A 21,336-nucleotide genomic window follows, 5' to 3' on the forward strand; every position below is an offset into this window, starting at 1 on the left:
CTCCGCCGTCTGCCTGAAAAGTAATCGGCTGTCCCCGCTCGGATGGCCGTCTCGCGCGCGCCTATCGAGATATCGGAGGAGTTCGGCTAGAGGCAGGTCCAGTGCCCCTCGGCACCGAGCTTTCCGACGACGCCCCACAAAATCTTTCGCACCTCGATTACCGCCCGCGTCAGCGGATGGTTGACCGGAATATCGAGTACAAGGCGGCGGGTGAGGGCAGGGCGTGTCAGGGCGATTGCAGACAAAGTTCTGTTTTCGTGATCGGCATGGACCGCGCTGCGTCCAAGGATCGTCAACCCGAGGCCAGCGCGGACCGCCGCTTTCGTACTCTCCACGCCTTCGATTTCGCGGACGATATTGAGCTCCTGACCGAATATCAGAGCCTGCCGCTCAAGCAGAATACGGATGCCGTGGCGGCGTGTGGGAAGGATCAACGGCAGGCCGAGTGCCTGTTCCACCGTCAACGTGTCGTCGGGCGCAAATTTCCCGGAAGGGCCGACCACGTAGAGCATTTCTTCAAAGAGTGGCACGGATGTCGGTTTAGCGACACTGTCCAGCGTCACAGCAAGATCGTGGACACGCATATCTATCGCTGCCCGAAGCGCCTGGCTGTCACCCTCGCTGATCGTCAGGCGGATATTCGGAAATTGCTCGGAGCACTCCTCGATCACTGGAATGGAGAGCGTCGGGCAAATCGAGCTCAGAATGCCGAGCGAGACATCGCCCGTCGGGTATTTCGCCTGCTCTTTCGTCGCAGCTTCGGCCTGCTCAAGTGCGCGAAGGATAGCCTGGGCATGGGACAACAGCGTCTGTCCCGCCTCGGTGGCGATCACGCCTCGCGGTGTCCGGTTCAACAGCTGCACCCCCAACTGCTCTTCAAGCCCGCGCACATGCAGGCTGAGCGCCGGCTGTGCGACACCGAGTTCGCTGGAGGCGCGCGTGAACGATCCCAGTTCGGCTATCTTGGCGAAGTAGCGCATTTTCAACAGGTCGAGAGCCATGCCCTACTCCAGAAGATCATATATCAAATCGATATAACCAATATCTCCAATATATATTTGTTTGAATAGTCCTCCACGCCTAAAACATCCTGACAACGTGACTGTCGCCAGACCTGTTCTTTTCCCGCGATCCAAAAAACCACGACGGTCAACCCAGCGCGCAGAGGCAATCATGATCCACATCAAGCAGATTCCGGAACGCCCGAGCCGGGAGGCGATCGACGCGATCGCCAAATTCTCGCCGGCAACATTGCATGAGGCGCAGGGACGCCGGGGGGCGCTCTCTTCGCGCCTGAAGCCGGTCGATTACCGGATGAAGCTCTGCGGCCCGGCCTTCACGGTCAAGTCCGCACCACGCGACAACATCATGCTGCAGCTTGCCATCAACTACGCCAAACCGGGCGACATCATCGTGGTGTCGGCCGGCGAATACGAAGAAGCCGGATCCTTCGGTGACGTGCTGGCCAATGCCTGCCTCGCCAAGGGCATCGGCGGTCTGGTGACCGACACCGGCGTGCGCGACACGCTGCAGCTTCGCGACCTCGGCTTTCCGGTGTTTTCCCTGAGCGTCTGCATCAAGGGGACGGTCAAGGAAACACTTGCGGCCGTTAACGATCCGATCACCATCGGCGACGAGCTGGTTTTCCCCGGCGATATCATCGTCGGCGATGCCGACGGGCTTGTCGTCGTTCGAAAGGACGAAGCTCTTGCCGTGGCCGAACTCGCCCAGGCGCGCGAAGATGCCGAAGCCGGCTATATTGCCGCCTACAAGGCTGGCAAGTCCGTCATCGAAGTCAGCAACCTCGAGCCGGTTCTGAAAGCCAAGGGCCTCGTCGTCGATCTTTAGCCCGCCGCGTCGTCGGACGCTGTCTTCCAGGAAGACCTCTCGAAACGCTACAGCGCCGTGCGTCAACCATGATGCGCGGCGTTCCTTGTTTTGATGCATGCCGTTTTCGCGAAACCTCTGCACGCATTCGTGCGACATGCATCAGCGACCAGCCACGTCTCGAAAGCATGCTCCATCAAAACTTCGTCTGACCCCATCGCTTCCGTACTGATGTAGTCAGATTGAACGCCGACGCTGCTCCTTCAGCGGAACGATGGCGGACTTGAGCATGGGTGACGTATGGATCTTTCGAAAATAAAGACGTTGATCGACTTCGTCGGCCAATCGAACATCACCGAGCTTGCGGTCACCGAAAAAGACACGACGGTCCGGATCTTCCGGACTCGGCCGTCGAGTGAAAGCGCGTCGCCCTCATCTTCATCACATGTACCGGCTATCGATACGTCTTCGACCGCTTCAACATTCACCGAAATTCTCTCGCCGGATACGGCGTCCGTACCGGTCCATGCGCCGATCTTCGGCGTGCTGCACGCCGCCCCGGCTCCTGGGGAAAATGTGTTCATCAGGCTCGGCGACACGGTCGAGGCAGGCCAGACCCTGTTCATCATCGAGGCCATGAAGGTCTTCAACACGATCGTCGCGCCCCGCGCGGGCCGCATTCTCCATATCGCCGCTATCGACGGCAGCGAGGTCGAGGCGGGCGAGATGCTGGCGGAGATCGTCTGATGCAGAATGGTCAAGACAGTTCTGCGGAACGGGTGCCCGGTTTCGACACGGTATTGATCGCCAATCGCGGGGAGGTCGCGCTGCGGATTCTGAGAGCTTGCAAGGATCTTGGCCTGAAGACGGTCATGGTCTGCTCGCAAGCCGACAGGCAGGCAAGCTATGGCACTCTCGCCGACACCTTCCTTTGCATCGGTCCGGCGAGCGCCGGCAAGAGCTATCTCAACAGGGACGCCATCCTTCTCGCAGCGCGTCTCACGGGCGCCGGCGCGGTTCATCCCGGCTACGGTTTCCTGTCGGAAAACGCGGCCTTCTCTGAGGCTGTCGAGGACGCGGGCATGGTGTTCATCGGGCCGACGGCACAGTCGATCGCAACCATGGGCGACAAGATCGCGGCCAAGAGCGCGATGATCGCCGCGGGCGTTCCATGCGTTCCGGGGCCGGATTCCGCGTTGCCTGACGATCGCACTGCCGTCGAAGCCATCGCCTCCAAGATCGGCTATCCGGTCATCGTCAAGGCGGCGGGCGGCGGCGGCGGGCGCGGCATGCGCGTGGTTCCCGACGCCGGCGTGCTGCATGAATCCGTCTCGGTCACGCGAGAGGAGGCCCGCCAGGCCTTCGGATCGCCGGCGCTCTACATGGAGAAGTTCCTCCAGCATCCCCGCCACATCGAAATCCAGGTGCTCTGCGACGTGCATGGAAACGCGGTCTGGCTCGGCCACCGCGACTGCTCGATGCAGCGCCGTCACCAGAAGGTGATAGAGGAAGCACCCGCGCCCGGTATCGCACCTGATGTCATCGGACCGGTCGCGGAGGCCTGCGTTCGGGCCTGCCTGCAGATCGGCTATCGCGGCGTCGGCACTTTCGAATTTCTCTATGAAGACGGCGGTTTCTATTTCATCGAAATGAACACGCGGCTGCAGGTGGAACATCCGGTGACGGAAATGACCAGCGGCATCGACATCGTCCAGGCACAGATCAAGGCTGCGCAGGGCATCCCGCTGGACGTTGCCCAGGCCGCCGTCACGGTGGATGGCCACGCCTTCGAATGCCGGATCAATGCCGAAGATCCCACCACTTTCCTCGCGTCTGCCGGCACGGTTACGGCGTTGACGCTGCCCTCCGGCCCCGGCATCCGGGTCGATACGCATGTGCACGCAGGCTACAGGGTTTCGCCCTATTACGATTCCCTGATCGGCAAACTGATCGTGCATGCACCGTCGCGCGCCGAGGCGATCGTCATGATGCGCACTGCACTCGCCGGGACGGAGATCGAAGGTATATCTACCAATCTCCCCCTGCTGCGCATGCTGTTCAACGATGAGGGCTTTGCAGCCGGTGGAACGGACATTCACTATCTCGAAAAATGGCTGAAACGACGGAGCGCATCATGAGCAGGGTGAACTTCGGCGATCCGGCCGTGATCGCCTCCCTTGCCGCGGCGCTTGAAGCCGCCGGTGTCGATGGGATCGAAATCGAGCAGGACGCGCGCAAGGTGCGGATCGTCATTGAACGTGGGATCCTGGGCGCGGTCCCGCAGGTCGATGCATCGCAGCACAGCTCCGCCGCTACCCACGCAATCTCTGTTGCCGCGCCGACGGCGGGTCTCTTCTGCAGCGCCCATCCTGCGTCCGTCGCTCCGCCATTGGAGTTGCCGCGAGAGGTTGTGCCCGGGGAGATGCTTGGCTTCATTCGGGTTGGGCCGATCCTTCTTCCTGTCAAGGCGTCCGGGACCGGAATCCTGATGCGGTCTCTTGCCGGGGATGGTTCTCTCGTCGGTTATGGTGAGCCTCTCTTCGAAATCGAACCGTGCCCATGACCCAACCCATGCCTCATTCTACCAACGCAATTCCAAAACATTCGCGCAACACCCCTGCGCCGCAGCGGCAGCCCCAGATCTCCACGATAGGCGCCCGCGCCTTTCTGCTGGAGGCGCCCGGCGATTTCGATCTCCCGGCCCAGCGGCGGATCTGGGCACTTGCGCAAGCACTCCGGCAATGGGACGACCTTGGCGAGATCGTGCCGGGCATGACCAATCTTCTCGCCATTTTCAAAACGACGCCCGAAGATCCGGACGCCGTAACGGCGCGGCTTCGCGAGGCCTGGGAGCGGGCCGAAAGCATCGACATCCGGGGCAAGACGATCGAGATCGGCGTCATTTACGGCGGCGAGCATGCCACCGACCTGGCCGCGCTCTGCGATCACACGGGATTGACCGACCGGGAGATTGTCCGCCTGCATCACGAGGGCACCTATACGGTTTTCGCATTGGGAAGCGCGCCGGGTTTCGGCTATCTCCACGGACTGGATCCGCGCATCCATATGCCGCGCAAGACCGTGCCGTCGCTAAAAATGGCCAGGGGCTGCGTCACCATCGGCGGCATGCAGACGGGTGTCGCGGTGCTGACCGGTCCGAACGGCTGGAACTCCATCGGTTTCGCCGATCATCAGATGTTCGATCCCAAAGCGGCCGTGCCCGCAATCATGGCGCCCGGCGATACCGTGCGCTTCCTGCCGGAAAGGATCGAGCTTTGATCGAGATCCTGAACACCGGACCTTTGAACACGATCCAGGATATTGGCCGGCCGGGCTATCGCGATATCGGCGTCACGGCGAGCGGTGCCATGGACCCCATGGCGCTGAAGATCGCCAATCTGCTGGTCGGGAATGACGAAGGCGCTGCCGCGATCGAAGTGCAGACCTTTCCGTTCCGCCTCCGTTTCAGCGGAGCGACGGCCTTCGCGGTGACAGGTGGCGGGCGTGCGGCCCTCGACGGTGTCAGTCTTCCGCCCTGGTGGTCGCAAACGGCCGGTGCAGGGCAGGTTCTCGAACTCCTGCCGTCTCCAGCGTCGGCGCGCGCCTATATCGCCTTTGCAGGAGGGTTGGACGTTCCGCTCGTTCTTGGCTCGCGCAGCACGTCGCTGCGGGGTGCATTCGGCGGGATCGACGGTCGCTCCCTGACCAATGAGGATATCCTTCAGCTGGGTGAGCCTGCCCGGACGGTCTTCGCCGCCGACGGGCTGGGCGTCGTGCCACCGGCAACCGCCCTGTCCGCATTGTTTCCGGTCGCAGCGGACGGCACACTGCTTGTCCGGGCTTTGCCGGCTGGCGAACACGACCTTTTTGGCGCCGATGCCGAACGCTTCTGGAGCCAAAGCTGGAAAATCTCCGCTCAAAGCGACCGGACCGGCTATCGGCTTTCCGGCGAGCCCGTGCGGCCCACGGCGCCGGTGGAAATGCGCTCCTACGGGATCGTTCCGGGTGTCGTTCAGGTGCCGCCCGGTGGTGAACCCATCGTGCAGATGAGCGACGCCAATACCGCGGGCGGATATCCGAAGATTGCCGGCGTTCTCGAAGCCGATCTCTGGCGGCTCGGCCAGGCGCGCGTCGGCAGCCGTCTGCGTTTCGTCCGCTCTTCGCATGCCGAGGCGCGGACGCTCGACCGGGCCATTGCCGCCTATGTGGACGATATCAGCAACACCTCTCAGATGGTCGCGCGCGCGCTGAAGACGATGGCAGGACGATGAGCAAGCCTGGGACAAGGAAAGAACGGATGAAGATCGACCTGAATTCCGACATGGGCGAGGGCTTTGGCCCCTATCGTCTTTGCGATGACGAGGCTTTGATGAAGGTCGTCTCCTCCGCCAACATCGCCTGCGGCTTCCATGCCGGCGATCCCGACACGATGGCACGCATGGTTCGCCTCGCCAAGGAGAACGGCGTCGGCGTCGGCGCCCATCCGGGACTGCCCGACAGGCTGGGTTTCGGCCGCCGCGAAATGCCCTTTTCCGCCGACGAGCTGCGCCAGCAGATGCTCTACCAGCTGGGCGCTCTGACGGCGATTGCGAGAGCTGAACAGGTATCCGTCGCCCATGTCAGCTTCCATGCCGCGATGGGCAACATGGTCAACCGCGATCCGGTTCTGGCCGATCTGATGATGGACGCGATCCGCACGGTCGATCCGAGCCTGATCGTCTTCGCCATGCCCGATAGCATCATTGCGCAAGCCGCCGCTCGCGCGGGCCTGAAAACCCTGCTCCTGTTTCTGGCCGACCGCGCTTACGATGCGCATGGCAAACTCGTCGCCCGTGGCTTGCCCGGGGCCGTTATCAAGGAGGAAGACGCTCTTCGCGCCCGCGTCCGGCAATTCCTGAAGATCGGCACCGTAACGACCATCGAGGGCGAGACGCTTGCAGTTCCGGCGCGCTCCATCCTTGTTCACAGCGACACGCCGGGATCGTTGGAACTCGCGCAGATCGTGCGCAGCGAGATCGAGGCGACGGGCGCGACGATCGCCCCGGCGGCCGAGATCGTCGGCTAGTTCCAAACCTTCCTTGTTTCTCCTTCAACACCACGAAAGCCCTGTCCGATGCCGACAATCGCCGACCGCCTCAAGAACGTTTCCATCTCGGCCTCCGCCGCCATGACGCAGCGCGCCCGGGAGCTTGCCGCGCAAGGCGTCAACGTCATCAGCCTGTCGGCCGGCGAGCCCGATTTCGCCTCGCCGACGCACGCGGTCGAGGCGGCACATGCCGCAGCCCTTGCCGGTGATACCAAATATCCGACGATGGACGGGACGCCGGCGCTTAAGGCGGCGATTTCGCGCAAGTTCAAGCGCGAAAACAATCTCGACTACGATGCAAGCCAGATCGTCGTCTGCGGCGGCGGCAAGCAGGTCATCTTCAATGCGATGCTGGCGACCTGCAATCCCGGCGACGAGGTGGTGATCCCGGCACCGTCCTGGATCAGCTATGCGGATATCGTCAAGTTTGCAGGTGCGTTGCCCGTGCAGGTCGCCTGCCCGCAGGAAGCCGGCTTCAAGCTGCGCGCCGAGGACCTGGAGGCCGCGATCACGCCCCGAACGAAATGGCTGTTCCTGAACTTCCCGAACAATCCCACCGGTGCGGCCTGCTCGCGCGCGGAGATGAAGGCGATCGCCGACGTCATGCTGCGCCACCCGCATGTGTGGATCATGACCGACGACATCTACGAACACCTGATCTATGACGACTTCGAATTCTGCACGATCGCCGAGGTCGAGCCGAGGCTTTACGATCGTGTTCTGACCGTCAACGGCGCGTCCAAGGCCTATGCGATGACGGGCTGGCGGCTCGGGTTCTGCGGCGGACCGAAGGACCTGATCTCCGCCATTGCCAACGTCAACGGCCAGAACGGCGGCGGCACGGCGACCGTTGTTCAGGCGGCGGCCGCCGCCGTGCTGGATGGACCGCAGGACCTGCTTTTCGAGCGGGCCGCCATCTACAAGCAGCGGCGCGACTTTGTCCTTTCCGAACTGGCAAAAATCGATGGCCTCAAATGCCACAAGCCGGAGGGCGCCTTCTACATCTTCCCTAATATCTCGGGCCTGATCGGCAAGACGAGCAAAGGCGGGCGAAAGATCGAGAGCGACACCGATTTCGTCATGGCGCTCGTCAACGAGCATCATGTGGCGACGGTGCAGGGCGCCGCCTATGGCATGAGCCCGTTCTTCCGCATCTCCTATGCCACCAGCATGGAAAAGCTGACGGAAGCCTGTGCCCGGATTTCCCAGTTTTGCGCCGAGTTGCGCTGAACTTTCGGCGTCACCCGCGCGGCGGCTTCAGCCGCGCGGTCAGTTCGATCAGGATGTCCTTGACCGCTTCGGCGGGTTCTGAGAGCGGCGTGTGATCGGAGACGCACAGCGACAGCGTTTCCTCGATCCGAGGCGAGACCATGCGGCAGATCAGCGGCTCGCTCGCCTCCGTAATGATTCGGTCGGCGATGGCCCTGGGCATGATCGTTGCTCCAAGGCCGATGCTGACGGCTCGCGTCAGGGTCCTGACGATTTCCACTTCGCCGACGACTTTCAGATTGGTTCGGGTCCGCGTGAACGCCGTATCGACGGCGCGCCGGACGAAATTGTAGGCGGGCGGCATCAGGAACGGAAGGTTGTCCAGCGCCGTGATGGGGACCGGCTTGTCATCGGCCTCGATGGCGAAATCCGGGTGGGCCACCAGAAAGAATTCCTCGCTCAACAGGGGCTCGAAACGAACGCCCTTGATCGGCCCGGAACCATGGATCAGCGCCATCTCCAGACGGCCGGTCATGATCATCTGGCTGTAGGTCTGGCCGACGCTTTCGGTCAGATGCAGGAGAATGCCGGGGTGGCGCTTGCGCGTCTCTGCCAGGAGATCGACAGAGAGCGTGGCAGCGCTGCTGAAGGGCACAAGCCCGACCGATACGCGGCCGGCAAGCGAGTTTCCGGCCGCAGACGCATCAGCCTGGGCCTGGTCCATCTGGCGCAGGATGATCTGCGCATGACGATAAACGGCATGCCCGGCATCGGTCATGCTGACGCCCTGCTGGCTGCGGTTCAGAAGCTTCTGGCCGAAATGCTCTTCCAGTGACGCGAGTTGCTGGCTCAAGGCCGGTTGAGCCACATGCAAGATATCGGCGGCGCGCGTGATGCTGCCGGAATCGACGATGACGATAAAGGATTTGAGCCGCCTGGTGTCCATTGTGACGCAATCGATCCGATCATTTTAGCGGATATGGTACAGCCGTTCACTGCAATTGCAAATCGAAAAATACAATAAATTTCATGCGCTTACGGAATGACATGTCGATCGGCATGCCAAATTTCGGGGCTCCATCGGCCGGCAACTGCATAATTCTTAGGCGCCATAAGGCTTGCTTATTGCTCCAGAGATAATCGGTCTTAGGCAGGGCTTTGAAGTTCAACTAATGTTCAAAAAACAACAGGGGAATAAGAAATGTCGTTTTCCGATTACAGGACAGCGCTGGTCACGGGCGCCTCTTCCGGTATTGGCGCGGCCGTCGTCGAACGGCTGTGCCGGGAAAATATCGAGGTTCACGCGCTTGCCCGCAGCGCCGAGCCGCTTCGGAAGCTCGCAGAAAAGACCGGCTGCATTCCCCATGCCATCGACGTGACCGATCGCACGGCGCTTGCCGAACTGACGGCGCGGATCGAGTTCGACATCCTCGTCAACAATGCCGGCGTCGATCGTCCCAAGAAATTCCTGGAAGCCGACGAAGGCGATATCGATCTTCTGGTCGACGTCAATCTGCGTGCAGTCCTGCATCTCTGCCGCATGGTCGTGCCGGGCATGGTCGCGCGCGACAACGGCCATGTGATCAACATTTCCTCGATCGCCGGTGCGTATAACTTTGGCGGTAACTCCTCCTATCACGCGACGAAGGCGGCTGTGAGCATGCTGTCCAACCAGCTGCGTCTCGATGCCTTCGGCAAACGTGTGCGTGTGACGGAAATCTGCCCAGGCCGGGTCGCGACCGACATTTTCGCGCATGTCCATGGCGACGACCCCTCGATCCGCGAGCGCTTCATCGACGGTTTCGAACTGCCGGAAGCCGCCGACATCGCGGAGGCCATCGCCTTCGCCATCGCAGCACCCATCGCGGTCAATATCGGCCATATGGAGATCACGCCGACACTCCAGGTGATGGGCGGGCTCCAGACTGCCAGACCCGCAACGCCGCGCGCCGTGTCGTCTTCCAAAGGGCCGACCACCAAAGGATCGAAGCCGTGACGGGGTTTGATCTCTCAGCGATCCTGACCAACCCGGAATTCGTCGCGATGCTGCTGCACGGCATCGAGATGACGTTCGTCATCGCCATCGGTTCCTGGATCCTGGCGATGACGCTCGCCATCCTGCTGCTTGCGCTTCGCTTCTCGCCCGGTCGCTTTGGCAATGCCTTCGTCGCCGGCTATGTCTCCTATCACCGCAACGTGCCCACGCTCGTCCAGCTGATGCTGTGGTACTTCGGCATCTTCACGCTCTTGCCCGACTGGCTGACCTATTGGCTGGCAAGCCACAACGCCGAGGCGATCTTTGCGATCATCGGGCTCGGGCTTTGCCAGGCCGCCTATTTCAGCGAGGATCTGCGATCCGGGCTTCGCTCGGTGAGCCCCGGACAGATGGAAGCCGCCCGCGCCCTTGGCCACGGCTACATATCGGCGATGCGCTTCGTCATGATGCCGCAGGGGGTGCGCAACGCATTGCCGCCGCTGATCAACCACAGTGTTTCGCTTTTCAAGAACAGCAGCCTTGGCGTCGTCATCGGCGCGTCCGAGCTGACACATGCGGTCAAGGAGATCGAGAACCTCAGCTTCCGGACGTTCGAGATCTACCTGATCGGAACGTTGCTCTATCTGTTCTTCTCGCTTCTCATCATGGCCGGCGGCGCCTATGTGTCCATGCGCGCCGACCCCGCCACGAGGGCGCGGGCATGATCAACGATATCGTCGCCATTTTCCACGATTACTGGCTCCTGCTCCTGATCGGGCAGTATCCGAACGGACCGCTGGGCGGGCTTGCCAACACGCTGATCCTGTCGGCGCTGAGCATCGCTCTGGCATTTCCGCTCAGCATCCTGCTAGCGCTGGCGCGTCTTTCCAAATGGCCGTTCCTGCGCTGGCCGGTCACGGTGCTCGTCTACGTGACGCGCGGCGTGCCGCTCCTAATGCTCATCCTCTGGAGCTACTTTCTGGTTCCCTTGCTGACGGGCGCGGATGTCCCGAGTTTCGTGACGATGCTGACGACACTCGTCGTCTATCAGGCCGCCTTTCTCAGCGAGGTGGTGCGGGCGGGGATCGTCGCGCTTGGCCACGGGCAGATGGAAGCGGCCAAGGCTCTGGGACACGGTTATTTCGGTGCGATGCGCTTCGTGATTTTGCCGCAGGCGCTCTACAACATGATCCCGAGCATCCTGTCGACCTTCGTATCGACGATCAAGGATACGACGCTCGGCTATGTGATCAACGTGCCGGACCTCACCTTTGCCGCGAGCCAGGTCAACAACCAACTCCTCACGCAGCCCTTCCAGGTCTTCCTCATCCTGGCGGTTATCTACTACGCGATCTGCTGGTCTCTGACCCACGTCGCCTATCGTCTCGAGCGCCGGATCACCCGCAGGCGCGCCGGTCTTAACGGCGTCCGTGCGGCGACCGTGATCGCGCCCGTCAAAATCATATCGGAGCAGCTATGACCCCGTCAGTTTCACCGCAGGATGTGAATGCGATCCGGATTTCCAAGGTCTCCAAGCAGTATGGCGACTATCAGGTCCTGAAGGATATCGACGCTGAGGTTGCCAGAGGCGAAGTCGTGGTCATCTGCGGTCCATCCGGCTCCGGCAAATCGACATTGATCCGCACGATCAACCGCCTTGAAGAGATCAACAGCGGGGCGATCTCCTTCGACGGCCAGAACATTCATGCTCCGATGAAGACCCGCGATCTCAACCAGCTCCGCAGCCGGATCGGCTTCGTCTTCCAGAACTTCAACCTTTTCCCGCATCTGTCCGTGGTCGACAATGTTTCGATGTCGCCCGTCCGGGTGAAGGGCGTCGCTCGCGATATTGCCCATGATAAAGCTCTGCTTCTGCTCGACCGCGTCGGGCTGGTGGACAAGGCCAATGCTTATCCGGGCCAGCTGTCTGGCGGCCAACAGCAGCGCGTGGCCATTGCCCGTGCGCTCGCCATGGAGCCGCCGGTCATGCTGTTCGACGAGCCGACGAGCGCTCTCGACCCGGAAATGGTCGGAGAGGTTTTGGCCGTCATGAAGAGCCTGGCTGCCGACGGCATGACCATGCTGTGCGTCACCCATGAAATGGGCTTTGCCCGCGATGTTGCCGACCGGATCTGGTTCATCGATGCCGGCCAGATCATCGAGATGGCGACACCGGAAGAGTTTTTCACCAATCCCCGCCATCCCCGCGCTCAGCGTTTTCTCGCCGATCTGCGGCACTGACCTCAACAAAAACCAAAGGAGAACAGCAATGACCATGAAATGCATCGCCCTCAGTTTTGCCATCGCGGCGACCGCAGCCATCACTCCCGCCAAGGCCGATCGACTGGCCGATATCCTGTCCGCCAAGACCCTGCGCTGCGCGACCTTCGCCGACGTGCCGCCCTTCGCCTCTCCCGATCTGAAGACCCGCGAAATGGCCGGCTTCGATGTCGATCTCTGCAATGCGATCGCCAAGCAGCTCGGCGTGACGGCCGAGGTCAAGCCGGTCTCCGTCGAGGCGCGCGTGCCGGAAGTCAAGCTTGGCCGTGTCGACATCACGGTCGCCAACCTCGCCTACACCCAGAGCCGCGCCGAACAGATCCAGTTCAGCGACCCCTATTATCTCGCCAAGGAAATGCTGATCGTTCCGGCCGATGATGCCGGCCAGACAAAGGCCGATTTCGCCGGCCAGCGTATCGCCTCCACCAAGGGCTCTACCTCGGAAATGTCGATCAAGCTCAACAAGTCCGAGCCCCTGACGTTCCAGGATACCGCATCGGCCTATCTCGCCGTCCAGCAGGGCAAGGCGCGCGGCATGGTGGCCAATACGATGACGACGACGAAGTTCGTCAACGAGTCCCAGACCAAGGGCAAGAAGATGCGGATGATCCCGGATCCGATGCTCTTCCAGCCGATCGGCATCGGCATGGCCAAGGATGAGCCGGCCCTGACTGCCAAGATCAACGAAGCGCTGCATGCGCTCGACGCGGCAGGCGAAATCAATAAAATCTGGGACAAGTGGCTTGGCCCGAACACCGAATACAAAATGACCCGAACAGACAAAGTTGTTCCGATTGGCGAGCTGAAGTTCACGCCAATTCCGTGAGCGGCCGGTAGGCGAAGGATCGCATACTTCGCTTAACAGATTTGTCAGAGCGCCGAGGTTGTGATGGCACATCCTCGGCGCCTGGGTTAGGAGGCAGTACTACCGTCTGGGCTCTTGCAGGCGGCATTTCGATCTCTTTGTGAGCCAAAGATCAGGGGTTCAGGGATCCAAATCCCTTCAAGGCGTCCGGCGTCGATATTCAATTTGGAGAGATCGGTGACACCGCGCAAACCCCTTGCGTTGGCAGTATACAATCACTAGGCGCTTGCGGTTTCATCATACTCCCGGGCACCAACAGTCTTCAGTCGCATTCCTTGTTTGACGGTGCCATTTCGTGATCGGCGAGATCGACCGTCTAATCGTTTTTCGCAGCTGCTTTCGCCTCTTCGCTCAGGGTCTCACAGAAGGCGACGCACCGCTTGCCGAAATCTCGTCTGTCAGCGTCCAGTTTCTTCAATCTTGAAAAAACGGTTGTCGGGCCGGGGTAGTCCGAGATGTTCGCGCAGGGTGGTGCCCTCGTAGTCGCGCCTGAATAGCCCGCGTCTTTGCAGTTCGGGCACCAGCTTATCGGCGACGTCGGTCAGTCCTTGCGGAAGATAGGGGAACACGACGTTGAACCCGTCGCTGCCGTTTTCGAAAAGCCATGTTTCCATTTGATCGGCGATCGTGGCCGGTGTGCCGACGAAGGCAAGGCCCGAATAGCCGCCGTAGCGCTGTGCGAGCTGCCTCACGGTCAGGCCCTCCCTCTCCGCCAGCCGCAGAACATGCGCGCGTCCCGTCTTGCTGGCATTTGTGTCGGGAATATCGCGCGGCAAGGGCGCGTCGGGGTCGAATCCGGAAGCGTCGTGGCCAAGTGCAATGGACAGCGAGGCGATGGCGCTCTCGTAATGCACCAGGCTGTCGAGATGAGCCCGTTTCGCCTTCGCCTCCTCCACGGTATCGCCGACGACGACGAAGGCACCCGGCAGCACTTTCAGATGATCGCGATTGCGGCCGGTCTTTTCCATGCGGCCTTTGACGTCGGCATAGAAACTTTTCCCCGCCTCCAGGTCGGGCGATGAGCCGAAGATAACCTCGGCCGTTTCCGCAGCAAGCTGGCGCCCCGGCTCGGACGCGCCGGCCTGAACGATCACCGGCCAACCCTGCGGCGGACGCGCGATATTGAGAGGACCGCGCACCGAAAGATGCTCGCCCTTGTGATCCAGCACATGTAGTTTTGCCGGGTCGAAATAGAACCCGGACGCTGCATCGCGGATGAAGGCGTCGTCGGCGAAGCTGTCCCACAACCCGGTGACGACATCGTAGAATTCGCGAGCGCGACGGTAGCGTTCTGCATGCTCGACATGACCTTCAAGCCCGAAGTTCAGCGCCGCATCGGGATTTGACGTCGTGACGATGTTCCAGCCGGCACGCCCCTCGCTGATATGATCCAGCGAGGCGAAGCGGCGGGCGATGTGGTAAGGCTCGTCGAATGTGGTGGAGGCGGTTGCCACAAGCCCGATCCGGCTGGTGGCCGTCGCCAGGGCCGACAGTAACGTGAACGGCTCGAAGGACGTGACCGTATGGCTACGCCGCAGCGCTTCGATCGGCATGTTGAGCACGGCCAGGTGATCGGCCATGAAGAATGCGTCGAACTTGGCCCGTTCGAGAGTTTGCGCAAAGTCCTTGAGGTGGCGGAAATTGAAATTGGCATCCGGATAGGCACCGGGATAACGCCAGGCGGCCGTATGAAGGCTGACCGGACGCATGAACGCGCCGAGATGAAGTTGGCGGGATGACATGGACTTTGTCTTTCAAATGAACGTTCGTGCTTCCTGATGTGATGACGTCGAGTTCGTTGAACAAGACCCAAATGCCCCCGAACCGTATATCTTGGCACAGACGTTCGTTGGAGCGCCAACCCTTGCTGTAGCGTTAGCCGACCGTCAGACCGTAGCCTTGCCGGGTGCCGGCAGGGCAGGGGCCTCTCGCGCTGCTGGGAGGACCGCGAGAGGAAATCGTCGCTGCGCGCTTTCTGCGCCCCACCAATGTGGTATTGTCCATATAAATTGTAGAGTAAATTTCTTTCATAGATGGGCTGTTCTGGAAATAATTTTACCCTTTTCCAGGAGACCTTTTCCGCGACCGGTGACGAACGGGCGGTTCATCGCAGTTTTTCGAAACGCCCTGATTCTCGCGTCTTTTCGCCTTTCGGAAGAGCCAACACTCGGGCGATCTCGTCCGCAACACCTTGTATTGGCGCGTTGTAACCGTTGCGAAACAGTGCACGTAAACCAGGCTCGCAATTGTCGTATTCGGCTCTCGTGACGCCATAACCACCTGTTGCAGTCTCGCACCCTGGATGGACGGCGGCCTGAAAATGGGATGTTCTTCCAGAAAAACGCCAGGCATGACAATGGTCGTTTCGATTCCAGGCGGATACACCTCGCAGGCCGTGGTTTCCGCCATCGAATCAAGCGCGCATTTACCGGCGACATATGGCATCGTGAACGGAGCCAGAATGCGCGTCATGGTGCTGCCGACACAGTTGCCAAAGAATCATAATTGTTCCACCAACGTCACTCATCAACGACATGACATTAAGAATTGGATCACAGCTGAATGCGCATACAATACGCCTTGTTCGGTATGTTCCTGGCAATCGCACCATCCGCGTATGCTCTGGAAGTCGGATCGCCGCCCGTTTTGGCGCCACTACGGCAACAGGCGCAAGCCGCTCGTTTGAGCGCGCAATTTCTGACCCGTTTCGGCTACAAGCCCGTTCCGCTCGATGATGCCTTGTCTGCAAAGATTATGACCCGGTTCATCAAGTCCCTGGATCCGGACCGAGTGCTGTTCCTTCAGGCGGACATCGACAAGTTCATGACGAACAGCACCAAGATTGACGATGCCATCAAACGGGAGGACCTGCGGATCCCGTTTTCAATTTTCAACGTGTATGAGCAGCGTGTCGTCGGCCGTATGAAATATGCGCGCAACTTGCTCAAGCAGAACTTCGATTTCAGTGTGCGGGAATCCTATTCCTTGTTGCGTGACGAAGCCCCTTGGCCGCAATCTGAAGGCGAAAGCGATGATCTCTGGCGCAAACGCGTCAAAGGCGACTGGCTGCGGCTGAAACTGGCGGGCAAAACTGACGCGGTTATTCGCGATACGCTCGACAGGCGTTATCAAAATTCCCTCGAGCGCGCTTTCAAGTACAAGAGCGACGACGTTTTCCAATCGTTCATGGATGCCTATACGACGTCGGTTGACCCGCACACCGACTATTTCGGCGCAAGGGCGGCGGCTGAGTTCGATATTTCCATGAAGCTGTCACTGGTTGGTATCGGGGCGGTCTTGCAGGAGCGCGACGACTACACGACGATCCGTGAACTCGTGCCGGGTGGCCCGGCGCAATTGTCCGGCAAGCTGGCGGTCGGAGACCGCATTACCGGTGTCGGTCAAGGCAAGGACGGCCCGGTAAAGGAAGTGGTGGGCACGCGCCTTGATGAAATCGTACAAATGATACGAGGGAAAAAAGATTCTGTCGTCCGCTTGGACATCCTGCCGGCGGATGTCGGGCCAGATGGCAGCCATCGTCTCATCAGCCTGACGCGCGATAAGATAAGCCTCGAAAAACAGGCCGCGAGGAAGACCATCCTGTCCATAAAGGATGGCAAGGCAACGCGCAAAATCGGAGCAATTACCCTGCCAGCGTTTTATGAAGATTTCGAAGCGCGGCGGAAAGGCGACCCGGACTACAGAAGTGCAAGCCGCGATGTCGCCAAGCTTCTCGGTGAACTGAAGCAAGACGATGTCGATGGGGTTGTGATCGATTTGCGCGACAATGGCGGCGGGTCATTGACCGAGGCGATTGAATTGACAGGTCTGTTCGTCGGCAAGGGCCCGGTGGTTCAGCAACGCGGTGCTGACGGTAGGGTAGAGGTCGGAAGGGATGATCTTCCCACGCCTGCTTGGACAGGTCCGGTTGGTGTTTTGATCAATCGCGGTTCGGCGTCGGCTTCCGAGATTTTTGCCGCAGCGATACAGGACTACGGTCGCGGCGTGATCGTCGGCGAGCCCAGTTTTGGCAAGGGCACCGTGCAAACTGTGGTCAATCTTGACAAGGCTGCCCACAACAGCAAGCCGAAATTCGGCGAGCTGAAATTGACGATCGCCCAGTTTTTCCGTGTAAACGGCGGTACGACGCAGCTGCGCGGCGTGACGCCTGATATCAGCTTGCCGGGCCTTTCGGACCCGAAGAGCTTTGGTGAAGCAAGCTATGACAACGCTTTGCCGTGGACGCAGATCAAGCCTGTAAACTATGCACCTACCGATAATATGGCGGCTTTTCTGCCGAAACTGCGAAGTCTCCATGATGCCCGGGTGCGAAACGATCGTGATTTTCAACGCTTCGTGGAAGACGTTGCCGAGCTGAAAGCGCAGCGGGAGAAAGGCATTATCTCCCTCAATCTAACCGAACGTCGAAACGAACTAGCTGCTCGAAAAGCGCGTCTCAAGGCGCGAGCACAAATAAACGATGGTTTGGATCTTGGTGGAGATGATGGCCTGCAGGCAAACGAGCGCAGCCTGAGCGCTGATATTGCCATTGAAAATGCCCGCAAGAATGCAAAAGATGTTTTGCTCAATGAGGCCGCCGCCATTCTTGCCGATGAGGCGGATTTGCTGGAAGGAATGCAATAGGCAGCCGCCTTGTCCGGGCGTTGAGGAAACAACATGACATCGCCTTGCAGATTTCAAACCCGAAGACATCTCGCCCTGCTCCCCCTCACGCGGCAGGCTTTTCGTGCTCCGGAGGTGCCCGCTTAAGGCTGCGGCCGAGTACACTCAACGGACGCAGATTGTCACAGGGTTTGGTGGGGGCAGCCGGATAAAGCAACTCGCTTCACAGCCGCGCCGAAACGCAACAGCACTTCATGTATCAAAGTGGGAAATGATCGTTTACCAAAAATCCATGGTTGTAGCACTAAAGTACAATCTACCTATCGGTGATTGGATTGACTCATACGATCAAAACGGAGCCTGCCATGGAGAACCGCATTTCCGACCTGCTCACCGCGGCAAAAGTGCTTGCCGATCGCGATGGCAACGCACTGCTCGTATACCTTATCGAAATGGCGCTGATCGAGGCACAATCGACGGCGCGGGCTCAAGGAACCGTCAAAGCCACGAAACCCCAGGTGCTGGAAAGCGGGTCTGGATCGTCGCTGCGAAACGGCCGCCTCAAGACGAGTGCCCACTGAACAGTCCAGCCCCGTAAAGGCCATCCGGGTTTGATAAAAGCCCCCCGAAGGCCGCGTTCTGGAAGACGCATTCGCGGTCTGGTGCTGGAGCCTCACAGGAAAGTCCGGACGGGCAGATTGACGGACCCCCGATATCTGATCGCAGGCAACCGCCGGGCGCCCGATGCTTGTCTACGAGAGCGGAGATAGCTGGCCAGAATCACGCGCGCTCGCTTCGTGGTCGGACTTCAAGTGTAACCCGAATGTAAGCTTTTTGGCCAAATCATAACCTCTCTAGCCTCTGAAGCCCGCGTGATGCAACCGCGGATGGGAAGCGCCATGCCACCGATCGATATCATCGTTCCGCGATCCGCTCCTCGCCGTTGGCAGGGGATGGTGATCGACCGGCTTCAGGCGGAGGGATATGATGTCGCCGTGCTGCACCAGCCTGGCTCACCGACCTGGCCCGCTGCGGTGAACATAACTTTCGCTCTTGAACGGTGTCTCTTTCGCCGAACAGCTCCGGGTCTTGCGTCTCCCCAACCGGAAATTCCGGCGAGCCCGCGCAGCCGTGTCGCGGCCTTGCGGCTGGATCTTACGGGCGATGCCGCGCCGTCAGACGTCCCCACTATCCTGCTTACCTTCGACGGGTCCCGTTTCGACCTGTCGGCCGCCTTGGCGGTGGCGGCGGGGAATTTGCCGGTGATCGAGGCCGTTCTTAATCAAACGACCGTGGTGGGGCGGGCGTGGCCGATGATTGACAAGCGGGAATCCGCGGCGTTTGGCATCGAGGATGTCCTCGCCCGCGCGATAACGTTGGCTGTTTCAGTGGTTCATGCCTTTACCGAAGGTCGGCTCACTGGTGAGGAGCGCGCGCTTGAAACGACCCAGAACGGCAAGGGCACGGCAATGCGGTTCGCTGCCGCCTATTTGGCGAAATCCCTGCCGCGGCTCGGCCGGGAGGCCTTTCGGCGTATACGCTTCCGTCACGCACATTGGCGTGTCGGCTACCGTTTCACCGATGCACCTGGAGTGGCTGAAACAGGCCGGCTCGGGTCTGATTGGTCGGTTTTGCCGGATTCCGGCGATCGCTTCTATGCGGATCCTTTTCCTTTCCAGTGGCAGGGCCGCTTCTTCATGTTCGTTGAAGATTATGTCCATGCAGCCGGCAAGGCGGTCATTTCCGTTGTGCCGTTCGATTCCCACGGAACCCCTCAAGAACCGCGCGTCGTGCTGGAGGAGCCGCACCATCTTTCATATCCGCAGGTGTTCGAGCGCGATGGCGCGATCTGGATGCTTCCCGAGGCAAGCTCTGGCGGCAAGCTCACACTCTACCGGGCTGTCGGATTTCCGGACCGCTGGACCACAGAGAGCGTGCTCATCGAGGGCGAGATCTCCGATGCGACGCTTCTCGAGCATGAGGGCCTGCTTTGGCTCTTTGCCACCAACCGTGACGGCTATGGCAGCACCTCTGATACTCTTGTGGTCTTCTACGCTCCGGCGCTTACCGGGCCTTGGAAGCCGCATCCGCTGAACCCTATCCTCATTGACCGCCGCATGGCGCGCCCAGGAGGCGCTTTCGTTCATGACCGAGAACGTCGCATCTTCCTGCCGGTTCAGGACGGGACACTTGGTTATGGCGGGGGCCTCGGGCTCTGCGAATTGCTGACACTGGACATGCAGACAGTGCGTCTCTCGCAGCCCCGGTCAATTGTGGCGGATGGTGATTGGCCCTATCCGCGTATCCATACTCTGAATCGTTCGGGCAGACTGGAAGTGATCGATGGGATCGCGGCGGTGCGAAAGGGCTCAGGAAACAAGTAACGCCTCGTAGCCGGCACACATCCTTGCAGGCGAGTACTGCTCCTTGAGCCGCCGCCCCGCCGCCGCAAGCCTGGCGCCCAGCTCCGGCTTGGCGATAATGCTGGCAAGCCCCTCGGCGACACCCCGAGCGTCAGCCTCGACGAAGAGCGCGGCGGGTTCGCCGTCCTCCGTCGTCAGGACTTCCTGCAATACGGTAAGGTTGCTCGATACGATCGGCAGTCCGGAAATGGCGGCCTCAACAGCGGCGAGGCCGAAGGTTTCCGTTGTTGAGGAAAATGCGTAGGCATCGCCCGCCGCCAGAAACTCGAAAATGCGCGATGGAGGGACCTCGCCCACCAGATGCAAGCGATCCGCCACGTTTCGGCTTGTGGCAAAGGAGACAAGCGCGTCCCACTCTGGCCCCGTGCCGGCGATTGCCAGATGGATGTCGGGCAAGTGAGCAAGCGCACCGACAAGTGCGATCTGGTTCTTTGAAGGCGACAGTCGGCCGGACGAGATGGCAAGCCATGCTTGCGGGGGCAGGTCGAATGCGACGCGGGCCGCCGTCTTGTCGAATTTTTCCAAAGGCGCGGCAACGCCATGATCGATCCGCTGAATCCGCTTGCGATAGGCTTGCGGGTAGCGATCGAACTGCGCTTCGGTCCAGGCTGAGTTGACGACATTTGCGTGGTAAAGTCCGAGCGTACCCATCAGCGTATCGATCTGCGTGAGTACCCCCCTGACCCCCTTGGTCTGCGGCGCTCCGCTCTGGTTCGCGACGATCGGCCGGACGCCCGCCAGCCGTGCGCCGATCGTGCCAAAGATATTGCCATAGTGTTGGAAGGTAATGACTGCATCCGGCCGCGTTCTGCGTAAATAACCCGCGAGCCCAACGGCTGCCCGTGCCTGTCCCGGTAATCCCCTTGGTGGCTCGGGGAGAATGAAATCAGTATGAGGATCGCCGTCGTAGACGTCGGTCTTCCGGTACATGAACACGGTCCGAACCTCGTGGCCGCGGGCACGCAACCCTTCACCCACCATGTCGGAAATGCGTTGCGAACCTGCGGCTTCCGCCTGTGTCTGCACTTGGACGATTTTCACGTGCGGC

General features: G+C 60.5%; 20 protein-coding genes. 16 read left to right on the forward strand and 4 right to left on the reverse strand.

What is annotated here, in order from left to right; genetic code table 11:
* Positions 1-86: 86 nt before the first annotated feature.
* A complete protein-coding gene (locus tag J2Z75_RS19020) occupies positions 87-1,001 on the reverse strand; it encodes a LysR family transcriptional regulator (protein WP_209854355.1) in 915 nt (304 codons plus the stop codon).
* 172 nt (positions 1,002-1,173) lie between these two features.
* Between J2Z75_RS19020 and J2Z75_RS19025 the strand changes: the two genes are divergently transcribed.
* From J2Z75_RS19025 to J2Z75_RS19060, 8 genes are all read left to right on the forward strand, one after another.
* A complete protein-coding gene (locus tag J2Z75_RS19025; protein WP_209854356.1) occupies positions 1,174-1,848 on the forward strand; it encodes a 4-carboxy-4-hydroxy-2-oxoadipate aldolase/oxaloacetate decarboxylase in 675 nt (224 codons plus the stop codon).
* Positions 1,849-2,127: 279 nt separating this feature from the next.
* The gene (locus J2Z75_RS19030) at positions 2,128-2,574 is read left to right on the forward strand and encodes an acetyl-CoA carboxylase biotin carboxyl carrier protein (RefSeq protein WP_209854357.1); all 447 of its coding nucleotides are present in this window, start codon (positions 2,128-2,130) and stop codon (positions 2,572-2,574) included.
* Positions 2,574-3,965: an acetyl-CoA carboxylase biotin carboxylase subunit gene (locus J2Z75_RS19035; RefSeq protein ID WP_209854358.1), complete on the forward strand. Its 1,392-nt coding sequence runs from the start codon at positions 2,574-2,576 to the stop codon at positions 3,963-3,965. The genes J2Z75_RS19030 and J2Z75_RS19035 overlap by 1 nt, the downstream gene beginning before the upstream one ends.
* Positions 3,962-4,390, forward strand: a complete 429-nt coding sequence (locus tag J2Z75_RS19040) for an acetyl-CoA carboxylase (protein WP_209854359.1) — start codon at positions 3,962-3,964, stop codon at positions 4,388-4,390. The genes J2Z75_RS19035 and J2Z75_RS19040 overlap by 4 nt, the downstream gene beginning before the upstream one ends.
* Before the next feature lie 8 nt (positions 4,391-4,398).
* Positions 4,399-5,106: a 5-oxoprolinase subunit PxpB gene (gene pxpB / locus J2Z75_RS19045; protein WP_209854360.1), complete on the forward strand. Its 708-nt coding sequence runs from the start codon at positions 4,399-4,401 to the stop codon at positions 5,104-5,106.
* Positions 5,103-6,098: a 5-oxoprolinase subunit C family protein gene (locus tag J2Z75_RS19050; protein ID WP_209854361.1), complete on the forward strand. Its 996-nt coding sequence runs from the start codon at positions 5,103-5,105 to the stop codon at positions 6,096-6,098. Before pxpB ends, J2Z75_RS19050 begins: the two co-directional genes overlap by 4 nt.
* Positions 6,099-6,124: 26 nt before the next feature.
* A complete protein-coding gene (locus tag J2Z75_RS19055) occupies positions 6,125-6,892 on the forward strand; it encodes a 5-oxoprolinase subunit PxpA (RefSeq protein ID WP_209854362.1) in 768 nt (255 codons plus the stop codon).
* 48 nt (positions 6,893-6,940) lie between these two features.
* The gene (locus tag J2Z75_RS19060; RefSeq protein ID WP_209854363.1) at positions 6,941-8,143 is read left to right on the forward strand and encodes a pyridoxal phosphate-dependent aminotransferase; all 1,203 of its coding nucleotides are present in this window, start codon (positions 6,941-6,943) and stop codon (positions 8,141-8,143) included.
* A 10-nt stretch (positions 8,144-8,153) separates the two neighbouring features.
* Here the strand turns inward: J2Z75_RS19060 and nac are convergent, their stop codons facing one another.
* Positions 8,154-9,068 carry a nitrogen assimilation transcriptional regulator NAC gene (gene nac / locus J2Z75_RS19065; RefSeq protein WP_209854364.1) on the reverse strand — a complete coding sequence of 305 codons (915 nt, stop codon included), beginning with the start codon at positions 9,066-9,068 and terminating at the stop codon, positions 8,154-8,156.
* Between the two features lie 255 nt (positions 9,069-9,323).
* Here nac and J2Z75_RS19070 point away from each other — a divergent pair, with 255 nt between their 5' ends.
* From J2Z75_RS19070 to J2Z75_RS19090, 5 genes are read left to right on the forward strand one after another with little or no spacing between them, the layout of a single operon-like run.
* Positions 9,324-10,118: an SDR family oxidoreductase gene (locus J2Z75_RS19070; protein ID WP_209854365.1), complete on the forward strand. Its 795-nt coding sequence runs from the start codon at positions 9,324-9,326 to the stop codon at positions 10,116-10,118.
* On the forward strand, positions 10,115-10,822 hold the full coding sequence (locus J2Z75_RS19075; protein WP_209854366.1) for an amino acid ABC transporter permease: 708 nt from the start codon (positions 10,115-10,117) through the stop codon (positions 10,820-10,822). The genes J2Z75_RS19070 and J2Z75_RS19075 overlap by 4 nt, the downstream gene beginning before the upstream one ends.
* Positions 10,819-11,577, forward strand: coding sequence for an amino acid ABC transporter permease (locus tag J2Z75_RS19080; RefSeq protein WP_209854367.1), 759 nt, complete (start codon positions 10,819-10,821; stop codon positions 11,575-11,577). Before J2Z75_RS19075 ends, J2Z75_RS19080 begins: the two co-directional genes overlap by 4 nt.
* Complete coding sequence (locus J2Z75_RS19085; RefSeq protein WP_209854368.1) at positions 11,574-12,338, forward strand: amino acid ABC transporter ATP-binding protein; 765 nt, start codon at positions 11,574-11,576, stop codon at positions 12,336-12,338. The genes J2Z75_RS19080 and J2Z75_RS19085 overlap by 4 nt, the downstream gene beginning before the upstream one ends.
* Positions 12,339-12,366: 28 nt before the next feature.
* Positions 12,367-13,203: an ABC transporter substrate-binding protein gene (locus J2Z75_RS19090; RefSeq protein WP_209854369.1), complete on the forward strand. Its 837-nt coding sequence runs from the start codon at positions 12,367-12,369 to the stop codon at positions 13,201-13,203.
* Between the two features lie 437 nt (positions 13,204-13,640).
* Here the strand turns inward: J2Z75_RS19090 and J2Z75_RS19095 are convergent, their stop codons facing one another.
* A complete protein-coding gene (locus J2Z75_RS19095) occupies positions 13,641-14,984 on the reverse strand; it encodes an LLM class flavin-dependent oxidoreductase (RefSeq protein WP_209854370.1) in 1,344 nt (447 codons plus the stop codon).
* 820 nt (positions 14,985-15,804) lie between these two features.
* Between J2Z75_RS19095 and J2Z75_RS19100 the strand changes: the two genes are divergently transcribed.
* From J2Z75_RS19100 to J2Z75_RS19110, 3 genes are all read left to right on the forward strand, one after another.
* Complete coding sequence (locus J2Z75_RS19100; RefSeq protein WP_209854371.1) at positions 15,805-17,886, forward strand: carboxy terminal-processing peptidase; 2,082 nt, start codon at positions 15,805-15,807, stop codon at positions 17,884-17,886.
* A 344-nt stretch (positions 17,887-18,230) separates the two neighbouring features.
* Positions 18,231-18,446 carry a hypothetical protein gene (locus J2Z75_RS19105; protein ID WP_209854372.1) on the forward strand — a complete coding sequence of 72 codons (216 nt, stop codon included), beginning with the start codon at positions 18,231-18,233 and terminating at the stop codon, positions 18,444-18,446.
* Between the two features lie 318 nt (positions 18,447-18,764).
* On the forward strand, positions 18,765-20,249 hold the full coding sequence (locus J2Z75_RS19110) for a glucosamine inositolphosphorylceramide transferase family protein (RefSeq protein WP_209854373.1): 1,485 nt from the start codon (positions 18,765-18,767) through the stop codon (positions 20,247-20,249).
* Here J2Z75_RS19110 and J2Z75_RS19115 read toward each other — a convergent pair.
* Positions 20,235-21,329, reverse strand: coding sequence for a glycosyltransferase family 4 protein (locus tag J2Z75_RS19115; RefSeq protein WP_209854374.1), 1,095 nt, complete (start codon positions 21,327-21,329; stop codon positions 20,235-20,237). The genes J2Z75_RS19110 and J2Z75_RS19115 overlap by 15 nt on opposite strands.
* Positions 21,330-21,336 lie beyond the last annotated feature (7 nt).

Source organism: Rhizobium herbae (assembly GCF_017873135.1).
Classification (GTDB): domain Bacteria; phylum Pseudomonadota; class Alphaproteobacteria; order Rhizobiales; family Rhizobiaceae; genus Pararhizobium; species Pararhizobium herbae.

Excerpts from the sequence above, each read along its gene's own strand:
- J2Z75_RS19105 (WP_209854372.1), top strand. The coding sequence starts at position 18,231 with ATGGAGAACCGCATTTCCGACCTGCTCACCGCGGCAAAAGTGCTTGCC.
- J2Z75_RS19060 (WP_209854363.1), top strand. The coding sequence starts at position 6,941 with ATGCCGACAATCGCCGACCGCCTCAAGAACGTTTCCATCTCGGCCTCC.
- J2Z75_RS19070 (WP_209854365.1), top strand. The coding sequence starts at position 9,324 with ATGTCGTTTTCCGATTACAGGACAGCGCTGGTCACGGGCGCCTCTTCC.
- J2Z75_RS19110 (WP_209854373.1), top strand. The coding sequence starts at position 18,765 with ATGCCACCGATCGATATCATCGTTCCGCGATCCGCTCCTCGCCGTTGG.
- J2Z75_RS19090 (WP_209854369.1), top strand. The coding sequence starts at position 12,367 with ATGACCATGAAATGCATCGCCCTCAGTTTTGCCATCGCGGCGACCGCA.
- pxpB (WP_209854360.1), top strand. The coding sequence starts at position 4,399 with ATGCCTCATTCTACCAACGCAATTCCAAAACATTCGCGCAACACCCCT.
- J2Z75_RS19020 (WP_209854355.1), bottom strand. The coding sequence starts at position 1,001 with ATGGCTCTCGACCTGTTGAAAATGCGCTACTTCGCCAAGATAGCCGAA.
- J2Z75_RS19080 (WP_209854367.1), top strand. The coding sequence starts at position 10,819 with ATGATCAACGATATCGTCGCCATTTTCCACGATTACTGGCTCCTGCTC.
- J2Z75_RS19055 (WP_209854362.1), top strand. The coding sequence starts at position 6,125 with ATGAAGATCGACCTGAATTCCGACATGGGCGAGGGCTTTGGCCCCTAT.
- J2Z75_RS19035 (WP_209854358.1), top strand. The coding sequence starts at position 2,574 with ATGCAGAATGGTCAAGACAGTTCTGCGGAACGGGTGCCCGGTTTCGAC.
- nac (WP_209854364.1), bottom strand. The coding sequence starts at position 9,068 with ATGGACACCAGGCGGCTCAAATCCTTTATCGTCATCGTCGATTCCGGC.
- J2Z75_RS19030 (WP_209854357.1), top strand. The coding sequence starts at position 2,128 with ATGGATCTTTCGAAAATAAAGACGTTGATCGACTTCGTCGGCCAATCG.
- J2Z75_RS19100 (WP_209854371.1), top strand. The coding sequence starts at position 15,805 with ATGCGCATACAATACGCCTTGTTCGGTATGTTCCTGGCAATCGCACCA.
- J2Z75_RS19025 (WP_209854356.1), top strand. The coding sequence starts at position 1,174 with ATGATCCACATCAAGCAGATTCCGGAACGCCCGAGCCGGGAGGCGATC.
- J2Z75_RS19085 (WP_209854368.1), top strand. The coding sequence starts at position 11,574 with ATGACCCCGTCAGTTTCACCGCAGGATGTGAATGCGATCCGGATTTCC.
- J2Z75_RS19095 (WP_209854370.1), bottom strand. The coding sequence starts at position 14,984 with ATGTCATCCCGCCAACTTCATCTCGGCGCGTTCATGCGTCCGGTCAGC.
- J2Z75_RS19040 (WP_209854359.1), top strand. The coding sequence starts at position 3,962 with ATGAGCAGGGTGAACTTCGGCGATCCGGCCGTGATCGCCTCCCTTGCC.